This is a genomic window from Candidatus Syntrophosphaera thermopropionivorans (assembly GCF_004353895.1).
Taxonomy (GTDB): domain Bacteria; phylum Cloacimonadota; class Cloacimonadia; order Cloacimonadales; family Cloacimonadaceae; genus Syntrophosphaera; species Syntrophosphaera thermopropionivorans.
Genome location: NZ_SMOG01000022.1, coordinates 1 through 21,646, shown reverse-complemented (window position 1 = coordinate 21,646; position 21,646 = coordinate 1). Strand labels below are relative to the sequence as shown.

Annotated in this window: 31 protein-coding genes; 5 read left to right on the top strand and 26 right to left on the bottom strand. The window is 38.3% G+C overall.

Annotated elements, in window-relative coordinates:
* Window position 1 precedes the first annotated feature (1 nt).
* The 22 genes from secY to rpsJ are packed head-to-tail and all read right to left on the bottom strand — an operon-like array spanning window position 2 to window position 10,300.
* Window positions 2-1,327 carry a preprotein translocase subunit SecY gene (gene secY, locus E0946_RS06110; protein ID WP_133201586.1) on the bottom strand — a complete coding sequence of 442 codons (1,326 nt, stop codon included), beginning with the start codon at window positions 1,325-1,327 and terminating at the stop codon, window positions 2-4.
* Window position 1,328: 1 nt separating this feature from the next.
* Window positions 1,329-1,784: a 50S ribosomal protein L15 gene (gene rplO / locus E0946_RS06105; RefSeq protein WP_133201585.1), complete on the bottom strand. Its 456-nt coding sequence runs from the start codon at window positions 1,782-1,784 to the stop codon at window positions 1,329-1,331.
* Window position 1,785: 1 nt separating this feature from the next.
* Window positions 1,786-1,971, bottom strand: coding sequence for a 50S ribosomal protein L30 (rpmD, locus tag E0946_RS06100; protein WP_133201584.1), 186 nt, complete (start codon window positions 1,969-1,971; stop codon window positions 1,786-1,788).
* Complete coding sequence (rpsE, locus tag E0946_RS06095) at window positions 1,968-2,486, bottom strand: 30S ribosomal protein S5 (RefSeq protein WP_133201583.1); 519 nt, start codon at window positions 2,484-2,486, stop codon at window positions 1,968-1,970. Before rpsE ends, rpmD begins: the two co-directional genes overlap by 4 nt.
* Before the next feature lie 12 nt (window positions 2,487-2,498).
* Window positions 2,499-2,870 carry a 50S ribosomal protein L18 gene (rplR, locus tag E0946_RS06090; RefSeq protein WP_133201582.1) on the bottom strand — a complete coding sequence of 124 codons (372 nt, stop codon included), beginning with the start codon at window positions 2,868-2,870 and terminating at the stop codon, window positions 2,499-2,501.
* A gap of 14 nt (window positions 2,871-2,884) precedes the next feature.
* Complete coding sequence (gene rplF / locus E0946_RS06085) at window positions 2,885-3,457, bottom strand: 50S ribosomal protein L6 (RefSeq protein WP_133201581.1); 573 nt, start codon at window positions 3,455-3,457, stop codon at window positions 2,885-2,887.
* A gap of 9 nt (window positions 3,458-3,466) precedes the next feature.
* Window positions 3,467-3,880: a 30S ribosomal protein S8 gene (rpsH, locus tag E0946_RS06080; protein WP_133201580.1), complete on the bottom strand. Its 414-nt coding sequence runs from the start codon at window positions 3,878-3,880 to the stop codon at window positions 3,467-3,469.
* Between the two features lie 18 nt (window positions 3,881-3,898).
* Entirely contained in the window at window positions 3,899-4,084 is a 186-nt protein-coding gene (locus E0946_RS06075) for a type Z 30S ribosomal protein S14 (RefSeq protein ID WP_133201579.1), read from the bottom strand.
* A 9-nt stretch (window positions 4,085-4,093) separates the two neighbouring features.
* Window positions 4,094-4,639 (bottom strand): 50S ribosomal protein L5, encoded by a 546-nt coding sequence (gene rplE, locus E0946_RS06070; protein ID WP_133201578.1) that lies wholly within the window; start codon window positions 4,637-4,639, stop codon window positions 4,094-4,096.
* Between the two features lie 11 nt (window positions 4,640-4,650).
* On the bottom strand, window positions 4,651-4,989 hold the full coding sequence (gene rplX / locus E0946_RS06065) for a 50S ribosomal protein L24 (protein WP_243713767.1): 339 nt from the start codon (window positions 4,987-4,989) through the stop codon (window positions 4,651-4,653).
* A 9-nt stretch (window positions 4,990-4,998) separates the two neighbouring features.
* Window positions 4,999-5,367 carry a 50S ribosomal protein L14 gene (rplN, locus tag E0946_RS06060; RefSeq protein WP_133201577.1) on the bottom strand — a complete coding sequence of 123 codons (369 nt, stop codon included), beginning with the start codon at window positions 5,365-5,367 and terminating at the stop codon, window positions 4,999-5,001.
* 12 nt (window positions 5,368-5,379) lie between these two features.
* A complete protein-coding gene (rpsQ, locus tag E0946_RS06055; RefSeq protein ID WP_133201576.1) occupies window positions 5,380-5,634 on the bottom strand; it encodes a 30S ribosomal protein S17 in 255 nt (84 codons plus the stop codon).
* A gap of 7 nt (window positions 5,635-5,641) precedes the next feature.
* Window positions 5,642-5,836, bottom strand: coding sequence for a 50S ribosomal protein L29 (gene rpmC, locus E0946_RS06050; RefSeq protein WP_133201575.1), 195 nt, complete (start codon window positions 5,834-5,836; stop codon window positions 5,642-5,644).
* The gene (gene rplP / locus E0946_RS06045) at window positions 5,833-6,252 is read right to left on the bottom strand and encodes a 50S ribosomal protein L16 (RefSeq protein ID WP_133201574.1); all 420 of its coding nucleotides are present in this window, start codon (window positions 6,250-6,252) and stop codon (window positions 5,833-5,835) included. The genes rpmC and rplP overlap by 4 nt, the downstream gene beginning before the upstream one ends.
* The gene (gene rpsC / locus E0946_RS06040) at window positions 6,253-6,909 is read right to left on the bottom strand and encodes a 30S ribosomal protein S3 (RefSeq protein ID WP_133201573.1); all 657 of its coding nucleotides are present in this window, start codon (window positions 6,907-6,909) and stop codon (window positions 6,253-6,255) included.
* Between the two features lie 10 nt (window positions 6,910-6,919).
* A complete protein-coding gene (gene rplV, locus E0946_RS06035) occupies window positions 6,920-7,261 on the bottom strand; it encodes a 50S ribosomal protein L22 (protein WP_133201572.1) in 342 nt (113 codons plus the stop codon).
* A 13-nt stretch (window positions 7,262-7,274) separates the two neighbouring features.
* Window positions 7,275-7,550: a 30S ribosomal protein S19 gene (rpsS, locus tag E0946_RS06030; protein ID WP_133201571.1), complete on the bottom strand. Its 276-nt coding sequence runs from the start codon at window positions 7,548-7,550 to the stop codon at window positions 7,275-7,277.
* A gap of 12 nt (window positions 7,551-7,562) precedes the next feature.
* A complete protein-coding gene (gene rplB, locus E0946_RS06025; RefSeq protein WP_133201570.1) occupies window positions 7,563-8,393 on the bottom strand; it encodes a 50S ribosomal protein L2 in 831 nt (276 codons plus the stop codon).
* A gap of 10 nt (window positions 8,394-8,403) precedes the next feature.
* A complete protein-coding gene (rplW, locus tag E0946_RS06020; protein WP_133201569.1) occupies window positions 8,404-8,691 on the bottom strand; it encodes a 50S ribosomal protein L23 in 288 nt (95 codons plus the stop codon).
* Window positions 8,688-9,323, bottom strand: a complete 636-nt coding sequence (rplD, locus tag E0946_RS06015; protein ID WP_133201568.1) for a 50S ribosomal protein L4 — start codon at window positions 9,321-9,323, stop codon at window positions 8,688-8,690. Before rplD ends, rplW begins: the two co-directional genes overlap by 4 nt.
* 9 nt (window positions 9,324-9,332) lie before the next feature.
* A complete protein-coding gene (rplC, locus tag E0946_RS06010; protein ID WP_133201567.1) occupies window positions 9,333-9,965 on the bottom strand; it encodes a 50S ribosomal protein L3 in 633 nt (210 codons plus the stop codon).
* Between the two features lie 2 nt (window positions 9,966-9,967).
* Window positions 9,968-10,300, bottom strand: coding sequence for a 30S ribosomal protein S10 (gene rpsJ, locus E0946_RS06005; RefSeq protein WP_133201566.1), 333 nt, complete (start codon window positions 10,298-10,300; stop codon window positions 9,968-9,970).
* A gap of 737 nt (window positions 10,301-11,037) precedes the next feature.
* On the opposite strand from rpsJ, the gene hutH reads away from it, so the two are divergent.
* The 5 genes from hutH to hisS are packed head-to-tail and all read left to right on the top strand — an operon-like array spanning window position 11,038 to window position 17,560.
* On the top strand, window positions 11,038-12,567 hold the full coding sequence (gene hutH, locus E0946_RS06000) for a histidine ammonia-lyase (RefSeq protein WP_133201565.1): 1,530 nt from the start codon (window positions 11,038-11,040) through the stop codon (window positions 12,565-12,567).
* A gap of 31 nt (window positions 12,568-12,598) precedes the next feature.
* Window positions 12,599-14,848, top strand: coding sequence for a tetratricopeptide repeat protein (locus E0946_RS05995; RefSeq protein ID WP_133201564.1), 2,250 nt, complete (start codon window positions 12,599-12,601; stop codon window positions 14,846-14,848).
* Window positions 14,848-15,489 carry a hypothetical protein gene (locus E0946_RS05990; protein ID WP_133201563.1) on the top strand — a complete coding sequence of 214 codons (642 nt, stop codon included), beginning with the start codon at window positions 14,848-14,850 and terminating at the stop codon, window positions 15,487-15,489. The genes E0946_RS05995 and E0946_RS05990 overlap by 1 nt, the downstream gene beginning before the upstream one ends.
* Before the next feature lie 6 nt (window positions 15,490-15,495).
* Window positions 15,496-16,278: a tRNA pseudouridine(38-40) synthase TruA gene (truA, locus tag E0946_RS05985; RefSeq protein WP_133201562.1), complete on the top strand. Its 783-nt coding sequence runs from the start codon at window positions 15,496-15,498 to the stop codon at window positions 16,276-16,278.
* A 10-nt stretch (window positions 16,279-16,288) separates the two neighbouring features.
* The gene (hisS, locus tag E0946_RS05980; protein WP_133201561.1) at window positions 16,289-17,560 is read left to right on the top strand and encodes a histidine--tRNA ligase; all 1,272 of its coding nucleotides are present in this window, start codon (window positions 16,289-16,291) and stop codon (window positions 17,558-17,560) included.
* 61 nt (window positions 17,561-17,621) lie between these two features.
* Here hisS and E0946_RS05975 read toward each other — a convergent pair whose 3' ends face one another.
* From E0946_RS05975 to E0946_RS05960, 4 genes are all read right to left on the bottom strand, one after another.
* Window positions 17,622-18,974 carry a phosphomannomutase/phosphoglucomutase gene (locus E0946_RS05975; protein ID WP_133201560.1) on the bottom strand — a complete coding sequence of 451 codons (1,353 nt, stop codon included), beginning with the start codon at window positions 18,972-18,974 and terminating at the stop codon, window positions 17,622-17,624.
* Window positions 18,971-19,582, bottom strand: coding sequence for an RdgB/HAM1 family non-canonical purine NTP pyrophosphatase (gene rdgB / locus E0946_RS05970; protein ID WP_133201559.1), 612 nt, complete (start codon window positions 19,580-19,582; stop codon window positions 18,971-18,973). The genes E0946_RS05975 and rdgB overlap by 4 nt, the downstream gene beginning before the upstream one ends.
* 6 nt (window positions 19,583-19,588) lie before the next feature.
* Window positions 19,589-20,092: a YkvA family protein gene (locus E0946_RS05965; protein WP_133201558.1), complete on the bottom strand. Its 504-nt coding sequence runs from the start codon at window positions 20,090-20,092 to the stop codon at window positions 19,589-19,591.
* A gap of 361 nt (window positions 20,093-20,453) precedes the next feature.
* Window positions 20,454-21,646 (bottom strand): putative PEP-binding protein (locus E0946_RS05960; protein WP_133201557.1); only part of this gene is annotated, 1,193 nt, incomplete at its 5' end.

The following is a 21,646-nucleotide window of genomic DNA, read 5'->3' as shown; positions in this document are numbered from 1 at the left end:
ATTAGCTGGTGCGACCTTTAAGCTTTCCCTTTTTCATAAAGCCATCATAGTGACGCATAATAAGATGTGATTCTATCTGTTTCAATGTATCCAGAGCGACTCCAACGACAATAATTAAACCTGTTCCTCCAAAATAGAAAGGTAGCTTGAACACATTGGTCATAATTTCAGGTAATAAGGCAATCAAAGCAAAGAAAACTGCTCCCGGAAGAGTTATACGAGTAAGAACAGAGGAAATATATTCTGCAGTTTTTTTACCTGGTTTTTTTCCGGGAATATGTCCACCATATTTAATCATATTTTCTGCCATTTCTGTAGGATTGAGCACAATAGCTGTATAGAAATAGGCAAAGAAAATAATTAGTGCAACATAGATGATAGTATAAACCCAGTGTCCAGGTGAAAACCAGATACGCATATTATACCAGAAAGAACCGACTTCCGCTTCTCCACCTTGAAAGAGGGTGATAAGAGTAGCGGGAAACATTAAAATGGACTGAGCAAAGATGATAGGAATAACTCCTGCTGTATTAACCCGCAAAGGGATATAGGTGCTTTGACCACCATAAACCTTTCTTCCAACAATTCTTTTGGCATACTGAACTGGAATCTTACGCACTGCTTCGGTAACGAATATGATGGCTGCTGTAGCTAAAATCATTACTGCTATTGCCAGAAGCGAAGTTATAACTCCTGATACGCTATTAAATCTGGTTCTGAAGAGATTGATAAAACCTTCTGGATAACGGGCAATGATTCCAGCAAAGATGATTAGGGAGATTCCATTTCCGATACCATATTCCGTGATTTGCTCGCCCAACCACATAACAATCATTGTTCCTGTAACCAGAGTTATAACTCCAGTTAGATGGAATAGAAAGTTTGGTTGAGGAACCACCGGACCAGTTGCACCATGCATATTAACCAGTCCAACAGTAACTGTGATAGCATTGAAAGCAGCTAAAGCAACGGTACAATAGCGAGTAATCTGATTCAGTTTCTTTTGTCCATCTGCTCCTTCTTTTCTCAGCTTTTCAAAATAGGGGACAATACTTCCTAAGAGCTGAATCACGATAGAAGCTGTGATGTAGGGCATAATTCCCAGAGCAAAAATGGAAGCTCGTTCAAAATTTCCCCCCACAAAGAGATTAAGCAGGTCAAAAATGCTACCGGTCTGTCGAGCAAAGAAAGATTTTAATTCAGTTCCACTAACCCCTGGGATGGGAATAAAACTTCCCAATCTATAAAGGGTTAGGATTAAGAGGGTGATTAAGATTTTCTTTCGCAGATCGGGAATCCGAAAGACATTCGCAAGAGTCTTAAACAAGTTAGATTACCTCCGCCTTACCGCCGTTCGCTTCTATGAGTTGTTTAGCCTTTTTGGAGAAGGCATTAGCTCTAATATGAACGGTCTTGGTGAATTCCTCAGTAGTGGAAGCCAGAACCTTAACGGGGTATTTACCTTTTTTCCCTTTAACGGGAATTAACCCCAACATTTCCAGCTTGATAATATCAAAATCAGTCTCTTCTATATCCTGAAGTTTAGAAAGATTAAGGACGCGATAATTCTTATGAAAGACATTTTTGAACCCACGTTTAGGAAGACGACGGTTTATAGGCATTTGTCCGCCTTCAAAATAGGCTGGGATTTTTCCACCAGCGCGTGCTTTATGTCCTTTATTACCACGACCAGCTTGATGACCAGCTCCAGAACCCTGTCCTTTACCCAAACGTTTTTTGGCTTTTTTGCCTTGAGGTTTTTCAAGATTGGAAAGAGTAAGCATATTATTCTTCCTTTAATTCTTCAACTTTGACCAGGTGAGAAACCTTATTAATCATCCCTCTAATGCAGGGATTATCATCATGGATTCTACTTCTACCAGGACGTCCTAAACCTAAGGATTTAATAACCTGTTTCTGCTTTTCTGGTCGGTTAATAGTACTTCTAACTTGAGTAACTTTAATCTTCATTTCGCCTCCTGACCGGTGATCTCAGCCACGGTTTTACCACGAAGCTTAGCTACATCAGAAAGGGTTCGCATAGATTTAAGACCGAGAACAGTAGCTTTGACCACATTACAAGGAGTGTTTGAGCCCAAAGATTTACAAAGTATGTTTTGAATCCCAGCTGCTTCAAAGATAGCACGAGCAGTTCCACCAGCAATGATTCCAGTTCCTTCAGAAGCTGGCTTCATCATCACCTTACTTGCTCCAAAACGAGCGATAATTTCGTGGGGGATAGTCCCTTTTATAATGGGGACTTCAAACATATTTTTTTGAGCTCTTTCCTTGGCTTTGCGAATAGCATCGGAAATTTCATTGGCTTTTCCATTTCCCACTCCCACATTACCTGCACGGTCTCCTACAACAACAATAGCAGTGAAACTAAAGTTTCTTCCACCTTTGACTACTTTTGCTACTCTTTTAGTGTCTATAACAGTTTCAAACAGTTTTTGTTCTTCTGCTTGATTATATTCGTAATTCACTATTCCTCCCTTTTAGAAGTCAAGTCCGGCTTTTCGGGCACCATCTGCCAGTGCTTTAACCCGACCGTGATATTTGTATCCTGCTCGGTCAAAAGCTACTTTTGTAATTCCAGCAGCGAGGGCTTTTTCACCCAGTTTTTGACCAACGAGAAAGCTTTGTTCCGTCTTCTTCAAACCAGCAGGTATCTGAATATCCTTACCTCTTGTGGAAGCAGTAACCAGAGTCTTACCTGCAGTATCATCTACAATCTGAGCATAGATATGTTTCAGACTACGGAACACAACCAGACGTGGACGCTCTGCTGTTCCACGCAATTTCTTGCGGATAGCAGCTCTACGGCGATTGCGATGTTCTACTTTGATTTTGGTACTGGATTTAATCATTTTTCACTCCTCATCTACTTCGTCCCAGCTTTACCAGCTTTGATAATGACAGATTCATTTTCATAACGAATGCCTTTTCCTTTATAATTTTCTGGGGGACGACAGGCACGGATTTCAGCAGCAAATTCTCCAACCAATTGTTTATCTATTCCTTTAACTCTAATTATGCTTTGTAAATCAGTTCGTGAGGTCTTGGAACGAGGCACGGCTTCAGTTTCCACGGTTAATCCTTCTGGAACTTCCATAATAATATCATGAGAATAGCCCAGACTCAATTTTAGCCAGGGACCTATTCTTTCTGCTGAATAGCCGGTTCCAATCACTTGCAAATTCTTTTGATATCCTTCACTAACGCCCTTTACCATATTCTGCAATAGCGCTCGAGTTAAGCCATGCAAAGCTTTCTGGTCCTTGCTATCATTACTTCTTTTTACCTGTAAAACTCCATCTGAAATTTCTACGGTAATTCCGGGCATAAGTTTATATTGCAATTCACCCAGTTCCCCTTTCACAGATACAATGTTATCTTTTACTTCTATGTGAGTATCCTGGTCAAATTTAATAGGGGCTCTTCCTATGCGTGACATAACAACCTCCTACCACACCTTACAGATATATTCGCCACCAACGCGTTTTATGCGTGCATCTCTATCTACCATAACTCCTTGAGAAGTAGATATAATAGCACAACCTGTATTATTGTATACGCGAGGAAGGTTATTGGCACGAACATAAACTCTTCTTCCTGGTTTGGATACTCGTTCCAGACCTTGTAAGACAGGTTTTCCATCATTAGTATAGCGAAGATTAATCAGTATACGCTTATAATTTATCTTTTGTTCGGGGTCTTTATCCAGGACCTGAACGCTATTCACAAAATTTTCTTCGGCGAGAATCTTAACTATTGCTTCTGTTAATTTACTGTGATTGATTATCACCTGCTGATGTCCGGCACGATATGCATTGCGAATTTTGGTCAACGCATCAGCTATCGGATCAGTAATGCTCATTTATTTCCTCCTAAAATATTACCAGCTGGCTCTGGTTATCCCTGGTATTTGTCCCTCTGAAGCATACTTACGGAAACAGAGACGACACATACCAAAATCACGCATATAAGCACGGGGACGACCACATATCTTACAGCGGTTATATTTTCTAACTTTAAACTTAGGTGTACGCTGTTGTTTGATTATTAATGCTTTTCTTGCCATAATATCTCCTTAAGCTTTATGTTGAAAGGGCATACCAAGTTCTTTCAATAGAGCCCTTCCTTCCTCATCGGTACGAGCAGTGGTTATTATATTGATATTTAGACCTCGTATAGTATCAATCTTATCATATTCAATTTCTGGAAAGACAGTTTGTTCTTTTAATCCGATAGAGAAATTACCTCGCCCGTCAAATGAATCGGTTGGAATTCCATGGAAATCTCGGATACGGGGGATAACTATAGAGACCAGACGGTCAAAGAATTCATACATAATTTCATCACGCAAAGTGACCTTGCATCCAATTGGCATTCCTTTCCTGAGTTTAAAATTGGAAATGGATTTTTTGGCGCGAGTCACTATCGGTTTTCTTCCCGTTATCTGTTCCATATCTTTTACGGCATTATCCAGAATTGCTTTATTCTGAGTAGCAGCTCCCACTCCCATACTTACCACAATCTTATCCAGCTTTGGCACTTGATGTACATTTTTATAGTTAAACTGCTTCTGCAGATTTGGGATAACCGTATTTTTATAATGTTCTTTCAATCTATTCATAGTAACATCTCCTACAACTCGTCACCAGATTTCTTACATATCCGAACTCTACGACCTTCTCGCACCTTATATACTGGTTTAGAAACAGTGTTTAATCTATCATTAAAAAGCATAACATTGGAAGCGTCAATCGGAGCTTCCATAGAGATGATGCCGCCCTGAGGATTGTTTTGTGAGGGTTTAGTGTGTTTTTTAATCATATGCACTTTTTCTACGATAACCTTACCTGTTTTAGGATAAGCTTTGAGAATATGTCCCTTTTTCCCTTTATCGTCACCAGATATCACGACCACATAATCCCCTTTTTTCAATCTCAATTTAGGCTGTTTTTTTTCAGTTTTATTTGCCATAGTAATCTCCTATAGCACTTCTGGTGCTAAAGAAACTATCTTCATATAATGATGTTCCCGCAATTCACGAGCAACGGGTCCGAAAATACGTGTTCCTTTAGGGTCGTGTCTTTCATCAATAATAACTGCAGCGTTATCAGAAAAGCGGATATAAGAACCATCTGGTCTTCTAATTTCTTTAGCAGTTCGCACGATTACCGCATGTTCCACACTGCCTTTTTTTACTTTACCACCTGGAGTAGCAGATTTGACAGCTACTACAATTTCATCGCCAACGGTGGCATATTTACGCCTGGTGCCTCCAAGCACTTTAATACACATTGCTTTTCTGGCACCGGAGTTATCGGCGATATTCAACATAGTTTGAACCTGAATCATTCCAAAACTCCTTTATTTGCTTCGCTCTACAATTTTATAAAGAGCCCAGCGTTTACGAGCACTCATCGGACGATGTTCTATAATTTGAACGATATCTCCTTCATGCGCTTCGTTATGTTCATCATGAGCCATAAATTTCTTATGCCTGCGGACGGTCTTTTTATATAAAGGATGAATAAATTGGCGTTGAACGCTAACGACAATAGTCTTATCGTTCTTATCACTAACCACTACACCCTGTTTAATCATTTTATGCGTATTTTGCATCTTCACCTCACTGATTCTTTTCTCTTTCTTTCAGGAGAGTCAGGATACGAGCAATATCCCTTCTCACAAGTCTTGGTCTATCTTGGCGGTCCAGCAGGTTCTTAGATTTCTGAAAACGTAAGTTAAAAAGTTCTATTCTCAATTCTTCGAGCCTGGTCTGAAGCTCTTCATTAGTCATTTCACGCATTTCTTCCATCTTCATAATTCAATTCCTTCTCGTGCAATTATACGAGTCTTTATAGGTAATTTATGAGAGGCAAGACGCATAGCTTCTTTTGCCTCTTCTGGACTTACTCCTTCAATCTCAAACATAACTCTACCGGGACGCACAACAGCCACCCAGTATTCTGGAGAACCTTTTCCTTTTCCCATACGAGTTTCAGCTGGTTTTTTAGTTATAGGTTTGTCCGGGAATATACGAATCCATACTTTGCCGGCTCGTTTCATATATCGTGTTATAGCGATACGTGCAGCTTCAATTTGACGACTGGTAATGAAGGCATCTTCCAAAGCCATAAGTCCATAATCTCCAAAATCTACAGTATTTCCACGCCAAGCAAGGCCTTTCCTTCTGCCTTTCATTACCTTACGATGTTTAACTTTCTTTGGTGCTAACATTTATTTCTCCTCACCGAGGATATCGCCTTTATATATCCAAACTTTTATTCCAATTACACCATAGGTGGTAAGAGCTTCCACACAAGCGTAATCAATATCTGCTCTAATGGTATGCAGAGGTGTTCTTCCCTGTTTATAGGTTTCTGTGCGAGCTATTTCTGCACCGCCTAAACGACCAGAAACCTGGACTTTTACTCCTTGTGCTCCTTCTTTCATAACATTACGAATAGCGGATTTCATTGCTCTACGGAAAGGTACACGCTCTTCAAGTTGACGAGCTACTTCTCTGCCCACTAATCTTGCATCCAGCCACAGCTTATCTATTTGTTCAATATTAATAGACACAGCTATGGGACTCTTACGGTTCTTGTTAATCAGCACATTTAATTCATTGCGAAGACGTTCTATATCTTCACCTTTTTTGCCAATCACTAAACCTGGACGAGCGGTGTGAATATCAATTGTAATAGAGTTAGTTTTTCGCCAGATTTGCACGCGAGAGACCATTTTATCTTCCAGTCTTTTATGGATATATTTACGGATACGGATATCTTCTTGCAGATAATCCACATAGGTCTGACCATCGGCAAACCATATAGATTCGGTATCTTTATTAACACCGAGGCGATAGAGAATGGGGTGAATTTTTTGTCCCAAGCTATTCCTCCTAATCTTCCAAAGTTCTGATTTCCAGAGCTATATGGCAGGTTTGTTTACGAATCATATAAGCTCTTCCCATAGCTCTGGGCATATAGCGTTTCATTTGTGGACCCTCATCGGCTGTGGCAACGGAAACAACCATTTTATTTAAGTCCAGTTTTGGGTCCTGAAGTTTAGCATTAGCGATAGCTGAATCCAACAATTTGCTAATTGGTACAGCTGCAGCTCTGCGAGAGAATCGCAGGATATTTTGGGCTTCAGGGACCGGTTTATATCTAATAAGGTCTAACACTAATCTTGCTTTACGAGCAGAACCACGGGCAAAGCGGAGTTTTGCAGTAGCTTCCATTTAATTTGCTCCTTTATTTTGCCTTAGTTTTCTTTTCTTTATGTCCACGGTAGGTACGAGTGGGCGAAAACTCTCCCAGTTTATGACCTACCATATTCTCGGTTATATAAACGGGAACAAATTTATGCCCATTATGAACGGAAAAGGTATGACCTATAAAATCTGGTATAATCATAGAACGACGAGACCAGGTCTTAATAACTGCTTTTTTATTTTCGGCATTTAGTGCTTCTACCTTTTTTAGAAGGTGGGCGTCAACAAAAGGTCCTTTTTTAATTGAACGTGCCATTATTTCCTTCCCTTATTTCTTTTTAACGGCTTTCACGATATACTTATCGGAATATTTATGAGGTTTACGGGTTTTTCCACCCTTAGCGAGTTTACCCCAAGGAGAAACAGGATGTCTTCCTCCAGAGGATTTTCCTTCTCCACCACCCATAGGATGGTCTATTGGATTCATAGCAACACCACGGACGGTGGGACGAATACCTTTCCAGCGATTTCTTCCTGCTTTCCCTATATGCACCAGATTGTGTTCTATATTACTTACCTGCCCAATAGTAGCTAAACACTCTTTACGGATTAGATGCACATCGTTGGAAGGCATCTTTACATGAACATAATCACCATCTTTAGCTACCACTTGACCAAAAGTTCCGGCAGAACGAGCAATTTGGCCACCCTTACCTCTTTTTAACTCTATATTGTGAACTGTAGCTCCTAAGGGTATTCTTTCCAGAGGAACAGCATTACCAATCGCAATTTCTGCTTCTGGACCAGACATAACTTTGGTGCCCACTTGCAAACCTTCTGGAGCAAGGATATACCTTTTTTCACCATCTATATAATGCAGTAAAGCGATTCTTGCAGTGCGATTGGGGTCATATTCTATGGCAGCTACTTTAGCTGGAATACCATATTTATCTCTTTTAAAATCAATAATACGGTAATGACGACGATGTCCACCACCCCGATGACGACAGGTGATTCTTCCACTATTATTTCTTCCTGCGGTTTTACGTACTGGCTTAATCAAGGATTTTTCAGGTTTTTTCTTCGTCAGCTCTTCAAAGGTATAACCGGTACGAAAACGAAGAGATGGGGTGATAGGTCTATATTTTTTAATACCCATTGTCTTCTCCTTAGACCTCAAAATCGGCAATCTTATCACCCTCTCTAAGGGTTACTACTGCCTTTTTCCAATCCGGACGTTTGCCGTTGTATTTACCCAGACTTTTTGGCTTTCCGAGCATTCTTATGGTATTAACATCCAGAACCTTAACAGAGAAGATTTTCTCAATAGCTTTCTTAATCTCTATCTTATTGGCATTAATGCTTACCTTAAAGGTATACATATTATTGTCTCGTGCCAATTTCTCACTTTTTTCCGTGATTATAGGGGAGATAATTATATTTCTTGGATGTATCATTTGCTGAATACCTCCTCAACTTTGTTGAGAGCATCTTGAGTCATAACAATATAATGACTCTTCAATATTTCATAAGCATAGAGACTATCTGCTCGGTCAGTCATCACATCTGGTAGATTGTTGAAGGATTTAACGGTAGGGAAATGGTGTCCATCTGTTACTACCAGTTTCCATCCTTTATCTGGGACGATTTTATTCAAAATTTCACGAGCCTGTTTAGTATTCGGTTCAGTAAAATCAAAAGATTCAATAATGAAGATACGTCCATCTCTTGCTCTATCGGTTAATGCGACCTTCAAAGCAAGACGCTTCTTTTTTTTGGGAATGGGACGATACCAATTTTTAGGTAAAATAGCGAAAGCGCGACCACCATGAACACGAACAGGATTTCTAATAGAGCCCTGTCTGGCTCTTCCTGTGCCTTTTTGACGATAGATTTTCCGAGTGCTTCCTGCTGTCATCGCCCGATTTTTCTTTTGAACAGTTCCCTGACGTTGATTGAGCAAATACTGTGTAACAACTTCATTCAAGAGAACCTTGGGAGAATTAACATCTACCTCAAAAATCTGGGCTGGCAGTTCTATCTCATCAATCTTTTCACCAATGGAGTTAAATTTTATTGCTGTTGCCATTGTTTTTTCCTATGATTCCTTATGGATTATGACCAATGAATTACGATGTCCTGGCACGGCACCTTTTACCATTATCAGGTTTTGTTCAGGATCAACTTTTACGACCTTGAGATGATGAACTGTCACTTTCTGATTTCCGTGATGTCCTGCCATCTTTAATCCTTTAAATACGCGAGAAGGCTGAGCACATTGACCGATAGAGCCAGGACCACGGAAAGATTCATGAACACCATGTGAGCTCATAAAACCAGCAAAGCCATGACGTTTCATTACTCCTGTAAAGCCACGACCTTTGGAACGAGAGCTTATACTAACCTTTTCATTGGGTTGAAAGATATCCGCCTTAAATTCTGTGCCCACTTCTATATCTTCAATATTTTGACTCTTTGAGGGACGGAATTCCCTGAGATAACGGTAAACAGGACTACCATTTTTCTTACAATGTCCAATTTTAGGGCGATTACTTCTTTTTTCCTCTATTTCTTCATACCCTAACTGGAGAGCATCATAACCTTCTTTAGCTTTGCTACGTTTATAGACCACTCTACAAGGTCCTGCTTGAATAACCGTTACGGGAATAACTTTTCCATCCGGGTCAAAAATCTGAGTCATACCTATTTTCTTACCAATTAATCCAAGCATAGTTAGCTCCTTGTGTTGGCTTTAATTTCCACATGGACACCAGCAGGTAAACTAAGCTTCTTTAAAGCATTAGTAGTTTGTTGAGTTGGGTTTAAGATATCAATCAATCTCTTATGCACCAACATTTGAAACTGGTCCTGGGATTTCTTGTCCACATGTGGAGAACGCAAAACAGTATATATGGTCCTATCAGTAGGAAGAGGAATAGGTCCAACGACTTTGGCACCTGTGTTACGTGTGCTTTTCACAATTTCTGCCACCGACTGATCTAATAAACGATGGTCATAAGCTTTTAGTTTGATTCTAATGCGATTTTCAAAATTACCTTTGCTCAATTATTCCTCCCTGTTTTCAGACCATAAAAATCCCACAGGGAGAAAACACCTTAACAGGCATTTCGTTTCCGCACAGGATCTCGCTGGTTAAAACTGTTTTTGAGTTTGTAGGAATAATAGTTTGCACTTTATTCCTTTTGATACTTTGATAAGTATCCTGCAAACAGGATATCATGGTTCCTCCTAAAGAACTATAAGCCCCTGCAAAATTAGGGACTTGGGCTATACATTTTAGACAGTTTATAAATTATTATGTCATACTTTTGAACCAATGCTTTTCTGTCAATTTATTTATTTGATTTTATAGATTCCCTTGGACATTTAGGAGATACAACTTTTTGATTATTAGCATATTATTAATTTCAATAAAAGAGTAAGTATATTATCTTATGGATGGATGTTAGAAAGATAAAAGAGATTCATTGCATTTAAATAACCAGCAAAACTCATATGATAGAATATTAGGTTAGCTAATTTATAATGGATGGTCATTTAAAAGGGATAAAGTCAAAATATCTGGATATAATGGTTAGGAAATTAAAAAAAAGGTTTAAATGCCATATGGGATTGTAGCAACGAAAGTATTTCTTACCATTTTCAGTCATCTGCTTTCCAGAGATACTCTTACTACTTGCGGTTTGACAAAAAAGGCTTCTCTATATATGTTGCACTCTATTACTTAAGTCTGCAGCAAAGTTAAAATCCAATGTTGTAGTATAATAGGAGAAGGAAGATTGATGTCTACAATTTATATTGATGGAAACAGTTTAAACTTGGAAAAGATAGAAGAGGTTGCTTATAAACGCACTCCTATCGCATTAACTGAAGCCTGTATTCAACAAGTTAATAAGTGCAGAGATTATGTGGAAAAAATAATAGACAAAGGCGAACTTGTTTACGGATTGAATACTGGTTTTGGGAAGTTAAGTTCCATAGCTATTCCCAGGGATAACATTGCTGAATTGCAGGTTAATTTAATCCGCAGTCATTCTACCAGTGTTGGACCTGCCTATACCGTGGAACAAACTCGGGCAATTATGCTTCTGCGCATAAATGTATTAGCTAAAGGACATTCTGGAATAAGACTGGAAACTTTACAAACTTTAGTTGATATGTTGAATAAAGGTGTACATCCCATAATTCCTATGAGAGGTTCCGTAGGTGCAAGCGGAGACCTTTCTCCACTTTCGCATCTGGCACTAACTCTTATAGGAGAAGGTGAAGCTGAGTTTGAAGGGGAAATTATTTCTGGAGCAGAAGCGATGCTAAGAGCAGGGATAAAACCGGTACAACTGCAAGCTAAGGAAGGTCTTGCCCTGAATAATGGAACTCAGGTTATGACTGCTCTCGGAGTATTAAATCTCTTAGAAGCGGAAAGATTGTGTAAGTATGCAGATATAATAGCTGCCTGCACAATTGATGCAATGAAAGGAACTCCTTCCGCTTTTGATAGCTTAGTTCATAAATTACGTCCTCATAAGGGTCAAATAGCTAGTGCATCCAACATTAGTAACTTGATGAATAATAGTCCATTACGGGAATCGCACTTAAATTGTGAAAATGTGCAAGATCCCTATAGCTTGAGATGCACACCTCAAGTTCATGGAGCAGTGCGTGATGCTTTAGATTATGTAAGAGGAGTGCTGGAAGTGGAAATAAATTCAGCGACGGATAATCCTCTCATTTTCCCTGATGAGGAAAAGGTTATTTCGGGAGGAAACTTTCATGGTGAACCTTTGGCAATTTGCTTAGATACCTTAGCTCTGGCAATATCGGAGCTGGCATCTATCTCGGAAAGAAGGATAGAACAGATGCTTAATCCAGCGTTAAATAGGGGTTTAAATCCTTTTCTGGCAAAAAATCCTGGCATTGATTCTGGTTATATGATTGTGCAACTGACTGCTGCATCACTGGTTTCGGAAAACAGAGTATTGGCTCATCCTGCTTGTGTAGATAATATACCAACTTCTGCTAACCAGGAAGATTTTGTGAGCATGGGTTCAGTCTCAGCCAATAAATTAATTCAGGTAGTAGAAAATGTGAGAACCGTCCTGGCAATAGAATTAATGGTGGCAGCTCAAGCATTAGACCAGCGAAATATTCCCTCTTCTTCAGTATTGGAAAAAGTGAAATCAAGTTTTAGGCAAATTGTTCCCATTCTTCAAGAAGACCGCATAACCTATCCAGATATAAATGCTGCAGTTAATTTTTTGAAGAAACCAACCCTTCTGGAATTGGTGCAGACCGAGGGGATAAATTTATATTGACAAATAGTAGAATAAGGCATAATCTGATAATATGAAAAGATATATTCCTTTGCTGATGATTCTATTGATACTAAGCGGGTGTATGGAGACTAACACACTTTATAATGCCCGTAAATATTATAAATCAGCTCAATCAAGACCTCTTAATGCTAATGGTAGACCCACTAACCAGGCAGTAGAAGAATACACTAAAGCTATTAAGAAATGTGGTATCATTCTTAGTCGTCCTAATCCTGGCAAAGAAGCTGATGATGCTCTTTTTATAATGGCTTGTGCCCTTTACTATAAAGGGAATAGTGCTTTTCAAGCAAAAGACCAATTTGAGGCTTTGATTAATAACTTTCCCGATAGTCCTTACTGGGGAGAAGCACATATCTATCTGGCAAAAGTGTATCGGGAGATAAACCAGAAAGAACAAGCAAATAAAATTCTGGAAGAATTTATCCTTGACCCCAGTCAGAAAAAATTACATCCTCGTGCTCTCTTGACTCTGGCAGAATTTGAAATTGAAGACAAGAATTATATCAAAGCCCAATACTGGCTTGAAAAGCTGATTACTAATTATCCTAAATCTAAGGAATATCGTGAAGCTTTCTTCACTTTTGGTAAAAACTACTTTATCCAAAAAGATTACGCTAAATCATTACGAGAATTTGAAAAGATAGCCAGAGACCCTCGTATCCCTCAATCGCTTAAACTGGAAGCTCGGTATTATATAGCTTTAAATCAATTCTATCTGGGTGATTATGAAGCCAGCTGGAAGACCTTACAGAAGCTTTTAAAGGATGAAAATCGTCCCGATAAAATTGCTCAAGCAAGGGTTTTGAAAGCGCGTTTACTGATAGCTCAGGGTGATACGGAACAAGGTATTGCCGAGGTGGCAGATATCACCAAATCCTATCCTCGCACTCAAAGTTCTGCGGAAGCTAATTACTATCTGGGAGAATATTATTTTTACCAGGCTGGTGATTTGACAAAAGCTATGACTGCTTACAGCAAAGTGCGAACCGAATTCCCTAACTCTGAACTTGCAACTATTGCCCAAAAGAAAGCCAGTGCTATAGATTTTTTGAAAAATAAAGATAAACTTGACCCGGAACAAAAACTGCAAGAATTAATAGATTATTATATGACTGCTGCAGAATATTATTTGAATCAATTTGCTCTTCCTGATTCTGCCATATTGATGTATCAAAAGCTAATTGATACCAGAGATATAATTACTACCAGAAAGGATTCCTTGCTAAATGTAATTTCCTACCAACAAAGTGCCATAGATTCAATTTCTGTATTGATAGAAACTCTACCTGCTATCTCTGAAGAAGATAATTTAAATTTATCTTTTTCACAAGCGGAACCTACTTTAGGGGATTCTCTTATAGCTTCAGATAGTTTAACCATAGCAGAAAATACGAATCTTTCTACGGACTCCGATAGTCTAAAGATTGAAGAAGAGATAGTTAATCCCGCAGAACAAAGGAAAAAACTTGAACAATCTTTGACTACTCTTCAAGCTGAACTGAAGAATAATCAGGACAGGTTAGCTGCTTTAGATGAGATATTAGATAGATTTGAACGCGAGATTATTCCGCTGGCACTATTTTCTCAAGCCTGTGTTTATCAAAAAATCCCTGGTGGTTATGAACAGATGCAAGCTCTTTATAATAGGATGCAAGAAGAATATCCCGCTAATAAATATACCCGAGCTCTGGAAAATATGCTTGCGGAGAAACCTATTCGTTTAATTGACCCCCGGGAAGAAGAGCAATATTTATTACTGGATAAAGCTTTTGGATATGCGGAAACTTATCCAGATTCTATGCTGATTGTATTAAATGAACTGGTGAACTCTGAGTACCCCGAGATTAAGCTTAAAGCTAATTTCCGTTTAGGATGGTATTATACCTTTGAAGCAAGAGACACCACTGCTGCAAAACCATATCTGGCAAAGGTTCTGGAATATGATTCAGATACTGAATACACCACGATTACAGCAAAATTCTTTGATGGAAAGAATTTCCAGCTTAATAGATTTGATCAGTTGCTTCTTTCCTTCACTGAATCGGATAGTCTGAGGGAAGAGCCATCCTCGGAATCTGAAGTTCAAGATACCACTATAGTTCCAGAAGAAGAATCCATTCTTTCCGTTCCAGAAAAACAGGAGGAGACGGAAACTATTAATATGAGTAATAATCCAGAGAATAATTTCTTTCCTCAACCTGAATCTCCCGGGGAGCAGGGCAAGAAAAACCCATTTTTCATTCCGAATGAGAAGCCTTAGTGGGAAAAAGGCTATCAGTTTTAAGCGAACAGCATCTTGGGCTTCGTTTATTAATATTAGTTTTAGCTCTGATAGCTGCAATAAGTTCTTCCTGGCAAAAGATATTATTATTGATAGGGATTTTTTTAAGCTTTATGCTTCTGGATTGTTCTCTTTATAAACAGGTCCTAAAAGGTTTACGAGTAACTCTACCTTTTTTTACTGCCTATTGGATTTTTGGAACTATCTTTAAAGTTCAGTTCCCTTTAATGGCACTTTTTACCTTAAAAGTTATATTCTTTATTCTTGCAGGTGTGTATGCTCTGGGTAATTTAAATCTGGTGAAAGTACTGAATGATACTCGTTTTATACGAAAATATAAATGGGGAAGATGGCTGGTACATTTTGGATTAGCCACCTCTTTTTATATTCAGGCTTATACGGCTTATTTCACCAATCATAAACCAGAGGGCAAAAATACTATTGGTGAAGTTATTGATAATATGTTTGAAGCTGGAACCAGTGTCTTACAAAAATCCCAGGAAATAGAAGAGAAGCTCAATTTATCTATAGACTCAGATCAAACTCATTCATCTTCCACTGTTTCCAATATGATAGCTCTTTTACTTTCAGTTATTATGATTTTGATTATAATTTGGTAGCTGATTATGTCCCGTTTTTTAATCAGAGTTATGTATGATGGCACAAACTTTAGAGGATGGCAAACTCAGACTTCAGGAAGAAGTGTGCAAGGAGAATTGATATTTGCTTTGAGGGATTTGGGGATAACTCATCCTAATGTTACTGGTTCAGGTCGCACTGATGCAGGGGTTCATTCCATTGCTAATTATGCTCATTTTGATTATAATGGAAGGATGACCACTCAACAGTTACTTTTAGCGCTAAATAGTAAACTGGATTCAGATATTATGATTACTGGAATCTGGCAGGTAAAAGATTCTTTTAATGCCCGCTATTCTGCCACTTCCCGAACTTATATATATCTTTTAGCAAGGGAAAGAACTCCTTTGAACCGATTGTATACCGGTTATATTCCGGGGAAAGAAATTGTAATGGAAGATTTATATGCTATGGCTGAAGTTCTAAAAGGAAATCATAACTTCACTTCATTGAGTAAAAATAATCCCGCTATTACCAATCATATCTGTAATGTCTTATCTTTCACAATTAAAGAAATGAAGGGCAAAATAGTATTTAAAATTACAGCAGACCGTTTTCTCCATCATATGGTTCGTAGAATGGTGGGAACGATGGTTAATTTATCACAAAAAGGTCTGGGAGTAGAGGTTATGAAGCAAATACTTGAAGAGCAAAATGCACGGCAAAAGCTTGTTTTAACTGCTCCAGCACAGGGTTTATATCTTTATAATGTTCATTATCCAGACCTGACAATTGAAGATTATCCTTATAACCATTTTTTAACAAATTGAGGAGGTTTTTATGCAATATAGTATACCTCGTGGCACTTATGATATTTTACCAGAAGACAGTCCTAAATGGCACAGGGTGATAGCGGAATTTCGTAAGCTGGTAGAAGCTTATGGTTATGCCGAAATTGTTACTCCCATCTTTGAACAGGCAGCTCTTTTTGAAAGAAGTTCTGGTGAAAGTTCGGATGTAGTAAAGAAAGAAATGTATCGTTTTACTGATCGTAAGGGAAGAGAATTTGCTCTTCGTCCCGAAGGGACAGCTCCTGTAGCACGTAGCTACATTGAAAATCGGATGGATATTGGTTCTTCTTACACCAAACTTTATTATCTTGGGCCTATGTTTCGTTATGATCGCCCTCAAGCTGGAAGATATCGTCAGTTTTACCAGTATGGAGTGGAATTTATTGGCAGCAATAATCCCTATTATGATGCAGAAATTATTGCCATATTATGGAATTATCTAACCGGTCTGGGTTTGAAAAAACTTCATCTGGAATTAAATAGTGTGGGATGCTCCGTCTGTGCTAAAGAATATGATAAAGCTCTTAGAGATTATTTTCAGCCCTATCTAAATCAGCTTTGTCCCGATTGTCAGGAACGCTTTGAACGAAAACCTCGTAGGATTCTTGATTGTAAAGTGAAAGAATGTGGGGACATTGCAAAAAAAGCACCCATCCAGTTAGATTATCTGGATGAACCCTGTAGGGAACATTTTTCTGAAGTGCAGCACTATCTAGACCTGATGAAAATTCCATTTATCATCAATCCACGCATCGTTAGAGGATTGGATTATTACACTAATACAGCTTTTGAGGTAATTTATGAAGGAATCGGAGCTCAGAATGCTTTAGCTGGTGGAGGAAGATACAATGGCTTATTGAATCAGATAGGAGGGAAAAACATTCCGGCAGTTGGCTTTGCTGGAGGATTTGAACGATTGTTTTTATCGCTAAATGAAGAAAAAATAACTTTGCCAGGTCCTCCATTTCCTGAAGTTTTTATTATAACTATTGGTAGAGAAGCACAGGAATTAATTATCCCCTATCTTAATATAATAAGAGTAAAGGGAATCTATGCTGAGTATGAACCTGATCGTGCTTCACTTAAAGCTCAATTGAAAGCGGCGAATAATAGTAAAGCATATTATGCTTTACTCATTGGAGAAGAAGAGATTAAGCAGAAAAGTGCTCTACTCAAAAATCTGGAATCTGGCGAACAAAAACTTTACTCTCTGGAACCAATCTCAGATTTAATTAAAACCATTCAAAACAAAGAGTTATAAAAAGAAATAATAAGGCAGATTTCTACTTTTACAATTTAACCAAAATCTGCCTTTTTATCTTTTATAGATATTTATAGATTTTACTTTCTATCAGTTGCTGAATTTCCTTCATCCTTTCTTCAGTTACTGCTTCAAAACGTGTTACCAGAACTGGAGTAGTATTAGAAGCACGAACTAATCCCCAGCCATCAGGAAAATTGACTCGTGCACCATCTATATCAAGGACATCATAACCTTCAGCTTTTAATTCATCACAGACTTTTGCTACCACTTCAAATTTCCTGTCATCCGGACAATCAATATGCAATTCAGGGGTGTTGTACATCTTAGGTTGGTCTGCCAGAAAAGTGCTAACTGGTTTCTCAGTTTTGGATACTACTTCAATAAATCGGCAGCTTACATAGATAGCATCATCATAACCGAGATATCTATCTGCGAGAAAAATATGACCACTCATTTCACCAGCAAATTCCACTCCCAGTTCTTTCATCTTCATTTTGATATTGGCATGTCCCGTTTTATACATAATAGGAACACCACCATATTTTATAATATCATCATAGAGGTTTTTTGAGCATTTGACATCAACGATGACGGATTTTCCTGGATTGTGCTTGAGATAATCTCTTGCAAGAATATTGAGAATCTGGTCTCCAAATAGTAATTTACCTTTTTCATCTACTACACCAATTCTATCAGCGTCTCCATCCAAACCTATTCCCAGTTCATAACCTTCTGAGACCACCTTTTTAGATAGGTCTTGCATATTTTTCTCTATGGTGGGATCAGGATGATGATTGGGGAAAGAACCATCAGGTTCACAATACATTGTTATTACCTCACAGCCTAAATTTTCCAGTATTTCTGGAAGATATAATCCTCCCACTCCATTTCCTGCATCAATTACTACTTTAACCGGGCGTTCAAGTGTTATTCCTGAGATTATATAATCTTTATAATCATCGTTTACTGAAGTATTTATAGTATAAGTGCCGCTTCCAGAAGCAAATTCACCTTTCTGAATAATATGTAGCACCTTCTGAAGCTCATCTGCATAGACAGAATCCAATCCCAGATTCAGTTTACAGCCATTGTAGTTGGAAGGATTGTGACTGGCAGTAATCATCGCACCACCATCAGTCTTCAGTTTCCAGATGGAGAAATAGAGGACAGGAGTTGCCACCATTCCTATATCAATAACAGTGCAGCCTGTTTCCAGAGCTCCTCGGGCAAAGGCTTCTTTGAGAGAAGGGGTGGTTAAACGAGCATCTCCACCTAAAACTAAAGAAGATAGACCTTTCTGATGGAGATAGGTGCCAAAACCTTTACCGATTAAATAAAAAGATTCTTCATCAATATCTTCTCCCATTATGCCACGAATATCATATTGGCGGAAAACTTCTGGTTTTATCATTGCAAACCTCCTTTTGATGATTCAATTAGTTCTTTGATAATTGGTATAATAGCTTCTATTGCTTTTGCCCGGTGAGAGATGGAGTTCTTTTCTGTATCGGTCATTTCTGCATAGGTCTTATTAAATGATAAAGGCATAAAGATAGAATCATAACCAAAACCATTAGTCCCTCTTTCCTCAGTAGTTATATTACCTTCCAGGATTCCAATTTTAAAACTGATAATGCCATCAGGCGCAGAAAGAGCAACACAAGTGCGAAATTCTGCATAACGATTGGTTATCCCTTCCATCAATTTTAACACTTTCATTCTGTTATCTTTATAGGAACAGTGTTCACCCGCAAAGCGAGCTGAATATACTCCTGGCTTATCATTTAATGCTTTAATAAATAAACCGGTGTCATCTGCTAAACTTACTAAACCAGTCTTAAGCGAAGCTTCAAATGCCTTTTTCATTGCATTGGCGGAAATAGTATCCTGATCTTCAATAGTAGGAACAATATTGGGAAAATCATTAAGAGTTAAAAGCTGAATATTCATTCCACTTAATAAAGCTTTCAACTCCTTAGCCTTATCTTGATTATGGGAGGCAAGAAGTAGAGTAAACATAATCTCTTATAGTTTCAAAAAGTTCTTTATTTTCTGAAGAATATTTCGGTCTAAAAAATTCTCTGCTTCAGCAGTAATCCTTTGCATCCAATGTAAAACTTCACCTTCTCCACTCCAGTTATCTTCCAGAATTTGCTGGTCTATATCATTAAGTATCATATTCAAACCCAGTACGATAAGCACTAAATCATCAATAGAACCCATAATAGGGATGAAATCTGGAATTAAGTCTAAGGGCATCATTACATAAGCAATGATTCCGGCTAATTTTAACTTTATGTGTGCAGGAACCCTTTTATCTACAGCTATACGACAGACCAGAATAAAGAAATCAGGCAGTAAAAATAGATATTCCGCTAATTTATTGCCTGCAGTTCCGGTCTTTTCTTTAGTCCATTCTCTGGCTTTTTGCCGTAAGTTCTCATAAAATTGTAGTTTTTTGGCATCAATCTTACCTTGCTCTTCTGCATAACTCTGTTCTTCATTAGGAAATTTCTTGTTATTATCCATTGAATCCTCTTTTTAAAGTTTCTCTTATAATCTATTATAATCTAAAACATTTATTTAGTCAATCTATTTTAAACATTCAAGCTATTTTAGCGTTAAAGAAACCGAGATTTTATTAAAAAATAGATAAAATAATTTTCTTTATAATAGCTTATAAATAGGACTATTTTGGGTCTAATATAATGGATGACAGCATGTTAGCTCTAATCTATCTCCTACTTGACTCTCTCTTATCAATTTACTTACAAAAGAGCTAAGGGAGAGCCAAGAGAGAATTATGAACTAAGAGATAAAATTTTAAAATTGGGAAAGAGAAAAAATAAAAAACACCGGAGTTTTTAAGCTCCGGTGTTCAATTAATCATTTATTCTCTAATTGCAGCCATAGCTGCGGCAACTCTTGCAATAGGAACGCGATAAGGGGAACAGCTAACATAATCCATACCGACTCTATGACAGAATTCCACGGAGCTGGGTTCACCACCATGCTCTCCACAGATACCCACTTTCAGATTAGGTCGGGTTTTTCTACCGCGCTCAGTTCCCATCTGAACTAATTGTCCCACTCCTTCCTGGTCTAAAATCTGGAAAGGATCATTCTTAAGTATATGTTTATCCAGATAGATAGGAAGGAAGACACCTGCGTCATCACGAGAATAACCAAAGGTCATTTGAGTTAAATCATTCGTTCCAAAACTGAAGAATTCTGCACTTTCTGCAATTTTATCAGCAATCAAAGCAGCACGCGGTACTTCAATCATTGTGCCCACCAAAAAGTCAATTCTATCACCTCTTTCGGCAAAAATCTTTTCAGCTGTGCTACGTATAATCTCGTCCTGCATCTTGAATTCAGTTTCAATTCCTACTAAAGGTACCATAATTTCGGGTATTACTTTAATACCTTTAGCTTTAACATTGAGAGCTGCTTCAATTATGGCACGGGTCTGCATTTCTGTAATTTCGGGATAAGTATTGCCTAAACGGCAGCCTCTATGTCCCAACATAGGATTGAGTTCGTGCAAAGCATTGACTCTTTCTTTAACTTTTTGAAAAGAAATTCCCAGTTCCTCTGCTATCTCTTTTTGTTGATTTTCTTCATGAGGAAGGAATTCATGCAAAGGAGGGTCTAATAAACGAATGGTGACAGGGAAGCCATCCATAGCCGTAAAAATACCTTCAAAATCGGAGCGTTGCATAGGTAATAGCTTATCCAGAGCTTTTCTGCGTCCTTCTTCATTATCAGCCAAAATCATCTCACGCATAGCTTTAATGCGATCTCCGGTAAAGAACATATGCTCAGTTCTGCAAAGTCCAATACCCCGAGCTCCAAATTTACGAGCTACAGTCGCATCTTGAGGGGTATCAGCATTGGTGCGAACATACATACGAGTATATTTATCAGCCAAATCCATAAGTTCAGCAAAATCTCCACTCAGTTCAGGTGCTACGGTCTCAATTTTACCTTCAAAGACTTGACCAGTGCTTCCATTCAGAGAAATCCAGTCACCTTCGTGATAAGTTTTCCCTCTGGTAGTCATAGTACGATTTTTATAATCAA

What these genes read in the sequence shown, in the direction of transcription:
- rplE (WP_133201578.1), bottom strand. Translation starts at nt 4,639, where the DNA reads ATGAATAGATTGAAAGAACATTATAAAAATACGGTTATCCCAAATCTG.
- rplC (WP_133201567.1), bottom strand. Translation starts at nt 9,965, where the DNA reads ATGCTTGGATTAATTGGTAAGAAAATAGGTATGACTCAGATTTTTGAC.
- rdgB (WP_133201559.1), bottom strand. Translation starts at nt 19,582, where the DNA reads ATGTTTACTCTACTTCTTGCCTCCCATAATCAAGATAAGGCTAAGGAG.
- rpmC (WP_133201575.1), bottom strand. Translation starts at nt 5,836, where the DNA reads ATGAAGATGGAAGAAATGCGTGAAATGACTAATGAAGAGCTTCAGACC.
- rplP (WP_133201574.1), bottom strand. Translation starts at nt 6,252, where the DNA reads ATGTTAGCACCAAAGAAAGTTAAACATCGTAAGGTAATGAAAGGCAGA.
- E0946_RS05975 (WP_133201560.1), bottom strand. Translation starts at nt 18,974, where the DNA reads ATGATAAAACCAGAAGTTTTCCGCCAATATGATATTCGTGGCATAATG.
- E0946_RS05965 (WP_133201558.1), bottom strand. Translation starts at nt 20,092, where the DNA reads ATGGATAATAACAAGAAATTTCCTAATGAAGAACAGAGTTATGCAGAA.
- rplX (WP_243713767.1), bottom strand. Translation starts at nt 4,989, where the DNA reads ATGGCAAATAAAACTGAAAAAAAACAGCCTAAATTGAGATTGAAAAAA.
- rplW (WP_133201569.1), bottom strand. Translation starts at nt 8,691, where the DNA reads ATGATACATCCAAGAAATATAATTATCTCCCCTATAATCACGGAAAAA.
- rplF (WP_133201581.1), bottom strand. Translation starts at nt 3,457, where the DNA reads ATGTCACGCATAGGAAGAGCCCCTATTAAATTTGACCAGGATACTCAC.
- rpsS (WP_133201571.1), bottom strand. Translation starts at nt 7,550, where the DNA reads ATGGCACGTTCAATTAAAAAAGGACCTTTTGTTGACGCCCACCTTCTA.
- rplB (WP_133201570.1), bottom strand. Translation starts at nt 8,393, where the DNA reads ATGGGTATTAAAAAATATAGACCTATCACCCCATCTCTTCGTTTTCGT.
- rpmD (WP_133201584.1), bottom strand. Translation starts at nt 1,971, where the DNA reads ATGAAGATTAAAGTTACTCAAGTTAGAAGTACTATTAACCGACCAGAA.
- rpsH (WP_133201580.1), bottom strand. Translation starts at nt 3,880, where the DNA reads ATGAGCATTACTGATCCGATAGCTGATGCGTTGACCAAAATTCGCAAT.
- hisS (WP_133201561.1), top strand. Translation starts at nt 16,289, where the DNA reads ATGCAATATAGTATACCTCGTGGCACTTATGATATTTTACCAGAAGAC.
- E0946_RS05995 (WP_133201564.1), top strand. Translation starts at nt 12,599, where the DNA reads ATGAAAAGATATATTCCTTTGCTGATGATTCTATTGATACTAAGCGGG.
- rplD (WP_133201568.1), bottom strand. Translation starts at nt 9,323, where the DNA reads ATGGCAACAGCAATAAAATTTAACTCCATTGGTGAAAAGATTGATGAG.
- rplR (WP_133201582.1), bottom strand. Translation starts at nt 2,870, where the DNA reads ATGATTAAATCCAGTACCAAAATCAAAGTAGAACATCGCAATCGCCGT.
- rplO (WP_133201585.1), bottom strand. Translation starts at nt 1,784, where the DNA reads ATGCTTACTCTTTCCAATCTTGAAAAACCTCAAGGCAAAAAAGCCAAA.
- hutH (WP_133201565.1), top strand. Translation starts at nt 11,038, where the DNA reads ATGTCTACAATTTATATTGATGGAAACAGTTTAAACTTGGAAAAGATA.
- rpsQ (WP_133201576.1), bottom strand. Translation starts at nt 5,634, where the DNA reads ATGCAAAATACGCATAAAATGATTAAACAGGGTGTAGTGGTTAGTGAT.
- truA (WP_133201562.1), top strand. Translation starts at nt 15,496, where the DNA reads ATGTCCCGTTTTTTAATCAGAGTTATGTATGATGGCACAAACTTTAGA.
- E0946_RS06075 (WP_133201579.1), bottom strand. Translation starts at nt 4,084, where the DNA reads ATGGCAAGAAAAGCATTAATAATCAAACAACAGCGTACACCTAAGTTT.
- rplV (WP_133201572.1), bottom strand. Translation starts at nt 7,261, where the DNA reads ATGGAAGCTACTGCAAAACTCCGCTTTGCCCGTGGTTCTGCTCGTAAA.
- rplN (WP_133201577.1), bottom strand. Translation starts at nt 5,367, where the DNA reads ATGATTCAGGTTCAAACTATGTTGAATATCGCCGATAACTCCGGTGCC.